The sequence below is a fragment of the Thalassolituus sp. UBA6592 genome, from assembly GCF_002433655.1.
In the GTDB taxonomy this organism is placed as follows: Bacteria; Pseudomonadota; Gammaproteobacteria; order Pseudomonadales; family Oceanobacteraceae; genus Venatoribacter.
Genome location: NZ_DJIO01000106.1, coordinates 1 through 7,372, shown reverse-complemented (window position 1 = coordinate 7,372; position 7,372 = coordinate 1). Strand labels below are relative to the sequence as shown.

Here is a 7,372-nt window from a genome sequence, read left to right as displayed (position 1 = left end):
CAAGGGTGGGCTCCGCCCACCGCACTATATCGCACTGCACTGCACCGGATCGCACTGCACTCCACAGCACTACAGCGCATTGCAGATTGATTGATAAGCCGGAGTTACCCGGCGTATCCTCCGGCGCATGGCGCTACGCTTTTATTCCGTTATAAACCTCAATGCAGAAATTTATCGGCCTGAGCATAGGTTTTTTCCCGCAGGAAGGTACGCATGGCTTCGTTGCTTTCCAGCGTGGCCAGCTCTTCCCATTCGATACGTTCACCAATACCCAAACGAATGGTGGAGTTCCGCTTCTTTAAAAACTCTGCCGGAATGCGCAGGGTGCGTAATGAAGGGTGTACTTTCCCCAGCATATGAAAGCTGCGGCTGTTGTGGCCATGGAAATACACAGGAATCACCGGCACTTCGGCTTTGCGGATCAGGCGAATGCTGGACATGGACCATTCACGGTCGGCAATGCCGTTCTGGCCTTTGTACCAGGTGGAGACTTCACCAGCGGGGAACAGGCCGATGCCTTCGCCCTGTTTCAGTTGTCCTAGGGATTTACGCATACCGCCCATGCCTTTCGGGCCGGAGTTCTCAAACGGATTGACCGTAATAAACAGATCGGAGATGGGCGCAAAGTAGCTCAGCAGGAAGTTGGCCACGGCTTTGAATTCCGGACGTTTGCGACACACCAGCATCAGCAGGATTACGCCATCGAGAAAGCCGAACGGGTGGTTGGATACGGTAACGAACGGGCCTTCGTCCGGAATCGCTGCCTCCAGTGCGGCGAGGTCGTACTCGACGTTGATATTCAGCGCACGCAGGGCTTCGTCGATCATGTCGATGCCGTGCTTCTGATCCAGCGTATTGTATATTTTGTTGAGCTTAGGCGCTTTCAGCAGGCGCAGCAGCAGATTGAGTTTGGCCGGACTTAAGCCGGTGGCCTGCAGCAGGCCTGGACGATCAAACAGCTCCATACTTCCATCTCTCGTTATCAGTGTGCCGGGAGCAGTTATCTGCATCCAGCGGCCGGGCTTAATGGCATAATGCGGGTTCAGATGACGACTATATGACCGAAATGCTACAGAAATTTGATGTAACCGTAATTGGTGCCGGCGCGGCCGGTTTAATGTGTGCTGCTCAGGCGGCAGCCCGTGGCCGCCGGGTGCTGGTGCTGGATCATGCCAATAAAGCCGGCAAGAAGATTCTGATGTCGGGTGGCGGGCGCTGTAACTTCACCAACTACTATGTGGCACCGGACAAGTACCTGAGCCACAACCCGCATTTCTGTAAATCTGCTCTGAACCGTTACACCCAGTGGGATTTTATTGGGCTGGTGGACAGCCACGGTATTGCCTACCACGAGAAAAAAGACGGGCAGCTGTTCTGCGATAACAAGGCCTCGGACATTCTGAATATGCTGCTGGCAGAGTGTGAGCAGCAGGGAGTCGAGATCCGTCTGGATACTGCCGTTAGTGGGATACGTTCTTTGGATGGTGATTTATACCGTTATCTTTTTGATGCTGTTAATACCAGGGCAGGTGAGCAATATCAGGTGCAGTGTGAGTCGCTGGTGATTGCCACTGGTGGCCCGTCGATTCCAACGCTGGGTGCTACCGGCTTTGGTTACGACATTGCCCGCCAGTTTGGCCTGAAGGTGTATGCCCCAAGGGCGGGTCTGGTGCCTTTTACCTTAACCGATCACAACAAAACGCTTTCTGCCGCGCTGTCCGGGACATCGCTGCCTGTCGAAGTGGAATGTAATCAGCAGTTTTTTGCCGATGATCTGCTGTTTACCCACAGGGGCCTGAGCGGCCCGGCGGTGTTACAGATTTCGTCTTACTGGAAAGACGGCGACAGCGTGACCTTTGACCTGCTGCCCGGCAAAGATCTGGCAGCAGAGCTGCGTCAGCAACAGCACAGTCGCCCGAAAGTGCGTTTAAAGAACTGGCTGGCAGAATTAACCACGCAGAAGTTTGCTGAGCACTGGCTCGATGGCAAGTTTCGAGAAGAAACCATTCTGGCGGATTTATCCGGTGCCGATATGGATGCGCTGGCTAACGGCCTGCATCAGTGGCGGGTGAAACCGGCGGGCACTGAAGGTTACCGCACGGCAGAAGTAGCGCTCGGTGGCGTGGATACCGACGAGGTGTCATCTAAAACCATGGAGTGTAAAACGCAGCCAGGGCTGTTTTTTATCGGCGAAGTGCTGGATGTGACCGGCCACCTGGGCGGTTTTAATTTTCAGTGGGCCTGGTCCAGTGCGGTAGCCGCGGCAGAATATGTGTGATTGTTTACAAAAAATTATGAAATTCCGCGTAAACGACTTTAGTGTTTTTCAGTAGCTTTAAAGCTGCCATAACTGACTAATCTGCTTTTTTCTGAATATCTGCCTGTTTGAGTGGGCATTCAGGTTTTTAAAAAATACATTCAAATAACCTTTGGATTTAACCAGCGGTTAAATGCCATTCACATCATGCCTTCTTAACCCCCGCATCAGTTCCTTTGTCTAGACTGGATAAAAAACCGTCAGAGGTTATTTATGGTCTGGTCTACAGAGCAGTCAGTATTCAGTTCGTCCTTTTCCCCCAGAGTGCTGCTGGTGGATGACGAACCTAATGTGTTGAAAGCGCTTGGCCGCACTCTGCGTCAGGAGTCGGTGCAGATCATTACTGCGCCCTCCGGCGAAGAAGCGCTGGAAATGATGCGCGAGCAACCAGTGGATCTGTTAATCAGTGACATGCGCATGCCGGGTATGAGTGGTGCAGAGCTGCTGGCGCAGGCGGCGAAAGAGTGGCCGGCTACCCGCCGTGTACTGCTGACTGGCTATGCCGATCTCGAATCGACCATTCAGGCGGTTAATGAAGGCCGGATTGCCAGTTATCTGAACAAACCCTGGGACGATCTGGAATTGCGCCGGGTGGTGGGTGAACTGCTGCAGGCGCGTTTTCTCGAACTGGAAAACGAACAACTGAACGCCGAGTTGGAAGAAAAAAACGAAGCGCTGGAAACATTGAACACAGGGCTGGAGAGCAAGGTGCGGCGCCGTACCGAAGAGCTGCGCTACAGCTATGAACACATGGTGACGCTGGTTTCCAGCCTGACGGCGCAGCGTGAAGCACCGGACTCCCGCGCGGCATTACTCGATTCTTTAATGGTGCAGGAAATTGCCACCCGCCTGCAGATGAACAGCGACGATACCGACGCTCTGCGTAAAGCAGTGATGCTGTCCGGGCTGGGACGTCTGGGGTTCTCCGATGACATGCTCAACAAGCCCTACTGCGATTACGACGACACTGAACTGCAGAAATTCCGTCAGTGGCCTCTGTTAGCGGAAGCTGCACTGTTCGGCGTGCCGGCGTTGCGGTGTGCCAGTACTTATATCCGCCATCAGTTTGAGCGTTACGACGGCTCGGGTTTTCCTGATGGCCTGACGGCCGACAGAATTCCTTTGGGCAGCCGCATTCTGGCGGTGGTGCGCGACTACAGCGATTGGCTGGCCGGGCGCATTAATGGCATTAAGGCGAATCCGCTGCAGGCGCGGCGTGAAATCGAAGCGCTGGTGGGCAAACGTTATGACCCCAGAGTGGTGAAGATATTTGTCGAAGTATCGCGCCGCTATCAGCACAGCAACCCGGACAGCAGTGAACAGGTAGTGAACAGTGGTGAACTGTTGCCCGGCATGGTGCTGTCGCGGGATCTGTTCAGCGCCAGAGGTATGGTGCTGTTGAAAAAACATCATGTCGTGGATGAAGACATTATCAGCAAGATGCAGCATCTGGAGCAGTTAATGGACGAGCCTCTTGAAATCTATGTGTTCAGCGATGATGCCGCCCCCAACGTGATGGGAGATGAATCATGAAAGGTGTTGTATTCGATATGCTGCGCGACATGGTGGAAGAGCAGTATGGCCTGGAAGGCTGGAATGCGGTGCTGGACGAGGCTGGCTCAGAAGGCATGTACGTATCCACCCAGACCTATCCTGATGAGGAACTGACGTCGCTGGTTAACGCCGCTGTGACGGTCACCGGTCAGGATGCTGAAACCCTGATATTCGGTTTTGGCGAATTTATGGCAAGCGAATTTTATCAGCGTTTTCCGGCGTTTTTTGATGAAGCCGATAATCTGGTGGACTTTCTTTATTCCGTTGATCAGATCGTGCATATGGAAGTACGCAAACTGTATCCGGATGCGCAATTGCCGGACTTTACCTACGACCGCACGAATCCGCATGAAATCACCATGCACTATCGCTCACCACGTAAACTGTGCTGGCTGGCTGAGGGGCTGATCAGCGGCAGTGCACGGCATTATGGCTCTTTTATCGAAATGAACCACTCACCCTGTATGCATGATGGCGCAGATCACTGCAGTATTCATGTACGGGTGGCGGAGTAGTGCATGAATGACGACTACCGCAAAGCGTACGAGCGCGAAAAGCAGCTGCGCAAACAGGCGGAACAGCTGCTGGAAGACCGCTCCCGTGAGCTGTATCGCTCCAACGAGCAGCTGAAGGAAGTCAACGACGCCTTACATGAACAGCAGCGCGCCATGGTGCAGTCAGAGAAAATGGCGTCATTGGGGGTGCTGGCGGCGGGCGTAGCTCATGAAATCAATAATCCGCTGGGGTTTATTTACAGTAATTTCTCCAGCCTGGTGGAGGGGTTGCAGGATATTCAGCGCTTTCTCAATCAGGCGGATCAGTTAATTGCTGGTGGGCAAAGTGTGGAGCAGATTCAGGCGGCCTGGCGCGAAGGCCTGATGATTCACGATATTGCTTATCTGCTCAGTGATTATCAGAACCTCGCCATTGAAACCATCGACGGGCTGGAGCGGGTTAAGCAGATCGTATCGGATCTGAAATCTTTCACCCGCCAGGACGACAGTGAGAAGGTGCCGGTCGATGTTAATGAATGCCTGCGCGCGGCACTGAATATCCTCAATAACCAGACCAAATACCACTCCAGAGTTGAAGTCGAATACGGCGAGTTGCCGGAGATCAGAGGCTACTTTGGTAAGCTCAATCAGGTGTTTATTAACCTCATTGCCAACGCCGATCAGGCGGTGGAAGAAAACGGCCTGATCCGTGTTGAAACCCGGGTCAACGGACGCTGGCTGGAAGTCAGTATCAGTGATAACGGCTGTGGCATCTCAGAAGAACATCAGAAGTATCTGTTCACACCTTTTTTTACCACCAAGCCGGTTGGTCAGGGTACTGGCCTTGGCCTGTCGATTTCCCACAATGCCGTAGAAGAGCATGGCGGCGATATTCAGGTGGAAAGTGAGCTGGGCAAAGGCACAACATTCACCGTACGAATTCCCGTGCAGCCAGCTCAGAAAAGTGCCTGAAAAGGCTGCAGCGCCCGTCATCCGGGGCTCTGGGGTAGGTGCATTCTGCAGCAATATTGATATAACTCTTTATTCATCAGCAAAATGTCAGATATACAGCTTATTGATTTCAATTATGGGGACTAAGTTAATACTATTCCCCTGCAAATAACGTAAAGCCCGCAGTCATTGAGGCTGACAGGGCAGCGTCACCCACCCATACACTGAAGGATTGACTCATGTCATACCAAGACGAAATCAAAGCTGCAGCGGCAGTTCTCGACAAAGCAGGTGATTCCTGGTCTGCCATTCAGGCTGAATCTGTTGCGCGTATGCGTCTGCAGAACAAATTCAAAACTGGTCTGGACATCGCTAAGTACACCGCGGGCATCATGCGTCGCGACATGGCTGAGTTCGACAAGGACAAGACCAAGTACACTCAGTCTCTGGGTTGCTGGCACGGCTTCATTGGTCAGCAGAAGCTGATCTCTATTAAGAAGCACTTCGGTACTACCGAACGTAAATACCTGTACCTGTCTGGCTGGATGGTTGCTGCTCTGCGTTCTGACTTCGGTCCTCTGCCTGACCAGTCTATGCACGAAAAAACTGCAGTAGCAAACCTGGTTGGCGAACTGTACACCTTCCTGCGTCAGGCTGACGCACGTGAACTGGGCGGTCTGTTCCGTTCCCTGGACGCTGCACGCGCTGCTGGCGACGCTGCTAAAGAAAAAGAAATCGAAGCTCAGATCGATAACTACGAAACTCACATCGTACCTATCATTGCTGACATCGATGCCGGTTTCGGTAACGCTGAAGCGACTTACCTGATGGCTAAGCAAATGATCGAAGCGGGCGCATGCTGTCTGCAGATCGAAAACCAGGTTGCTGACGAGAAGCAGTGTGGTCACCAGGACGGTAAAGTAACCGTACCTCACGCTGACTTCCACGCCAAACTGCGTGCTCTGCGTTATGCATTCATGGAACTGGGCGTAGACGACGGTGTTATCGTTGCACGTACTGACTCCGAAGGTGCTGGTCTGACTAAAGAAATCGCTGTTGTTAAAGAAGTTGGCGATCAGGGCGACGTATACAACTCCTTCCTGGACGTTGAAGAAGTTGCAGCGGAAGACACCAAAGAAGGCGACGTACTGATCAGCCGTAACGGCAAACTGGTTCGTCCTAAGCGTCTGGCTTCTGGCCTGTACGAATTCCGTAAAGGCACTGGCCAGGAACGTTGTGTATTCGACTGTATCGAAGCTATCAACGCTGGCGCTGACCTGCTGTGGATTGAAACTGCAATCCCAACAGTTCACGAAATTAAAGCCATGATGGACGGTGTACGTAAAGTTCACCCTGATGCGAAACTGGTTTACAACAACTCTCCTTCCTTCAACTGGACTCTGAGCTTCCGTCAGCAGGTGTTCGATGGCTGGAAAGAAGAAGGTAAAGACGTTTCTGCATACGACCGTGATCGTCTGATGTCTGCTGACTACGACGGTTCTGAACTGTGTATGGAAGCTGACAAGCGTATCCAGAGCTTCCAGGCGGATGCTTCCCGTGAAGCGAACATCTTCCACCACCTGATCACTCTGCCGACTTACCACACTGCTGCGCTGTCTACTGACAACCTGGCAAAAGAATACTTCGGTGAGAAAGCGATGCTGGGTTATGTTGAAGGCGTACAGCGTAAAGAAATCCGTCAGGGTATCGCATGCGTTAAACACCAGAACATGGCTGGCTCCGACATGGGCGACGACCACAAAGAATACTTTGCTGGTGAGAACGCTCTGAAAGCCGGTGGTGCTAAGAACACTTCTAACCAGTTCAACAACATCTAAGTTGAATTGATTAGCGGTTCTTAAGAGAGGCGACCTTCGGGTCGCCTTTTTTATTGGCTCATCGTCAGAGCATTCAGCAGCAAAGACTTTGCTGGTGCCTCTTGTAAAAACCAGCTCTGAAAGCCGGTGGTGCTACGGCCGGAAGACTGCGTCCTGCGTTTCCGGCATTTCCGCCATCCATGGCGGTCAACACTTCTAACCAGTTCAACAACATCTAA

6 protein-coding genes are annotated in these 7,372 nt (G+C 52.5%); 5 read left to right on the top strand and 1 reads right to left on the bottom strand.

Annotated elements, in window-relative coordinates:
* Positions 1-158: 158 nt before the first annotated feature.
* The gene (locus tag B2Z72_RS09975; protein ID WP_296982479.1) at positions 159-965 is read right to left on the bottom strand and encodes a lysophospholipid acyltransferase family protein; all 807 of its coding nucleotides are present in this window, start codon (positions 963-965) and stop codon (positions 159-161) included.
* 92 nt (positions 966-1,057) lie between these two features.
* Between B2Z72_RS09975 and B2Z72_RS09970 the strand changes: the two genes are divergently transcribed.
* The 5 genes from B2Z72_RS09970 to B2Z72_RS09950 all read left to right on the top strand — a co-directional run bounded on the left by B2Z72_RS09970 (position 1,058) and on the right by B2Z72_RS09950 (position 7,154).
* Entirely contained in the window at positions 1,058-2,278 is a 1,221-nt protein-coding gene (locus B2Z72_RS09970) for an NAD(P)/FAD-dependent oxidoreductase (RefSeq protein WP_349681245.1), read from the top strand.
* Positions 2,279-2,530: 252 nt separating this feature from the next.
* Positions 2,531-3,850, top strand: coding sequence for an HD domain-containing phosphohydrolase (locus B2Z72_RS09965; RefSeq protein ID WP_296982477.1), 1,320 nt, complete (start codon positions 2,531-2,533; stop codon positions 3,848-3,850).
* Positions 3,847-4,386 carry a heme NO-binding domain-containing protein gene (locus B2Z72_RS09960; RefSeq protein WP_296982475.1) on the top strand — a complete coding sequence of 180 codons (540 nt, stop codon included), beginning with the start codon at positions 3,847-3,849 and terminating at the stop codon, positions 4,384-4,386. Before B2Z72_RS09965 ends, B2Z72_RS09960 begins: the two co-directional genes overlap by 4 nt.
* Positions 4,387-4,389: 3 nt before the next feature.
* The gene (locus tag B2Z72_RS09955) at positions 4,390-5,337 is read left to right on the top strand and encodes a sensor histidine kinase (protein WP_296982473.1); all 948 of its coding nucleotides are present in this window, start codon (positions 4,390-4,392) and stop codon (positions 5,335-5,337) included.
* Between the two features lie 218 nt (positions 5,338-5,555).
* A complete protein-coding gene (locus B2Z72_RS09950; protein ID WP_296982471.1) occupies positions 5,556-7,154 on the top strand; it encodes an isocitrate lyase in 1,599 nt (532 codons plus the stop codon).
* Positions 7,155-7,372: the final 218 nt, after the last annotated feature.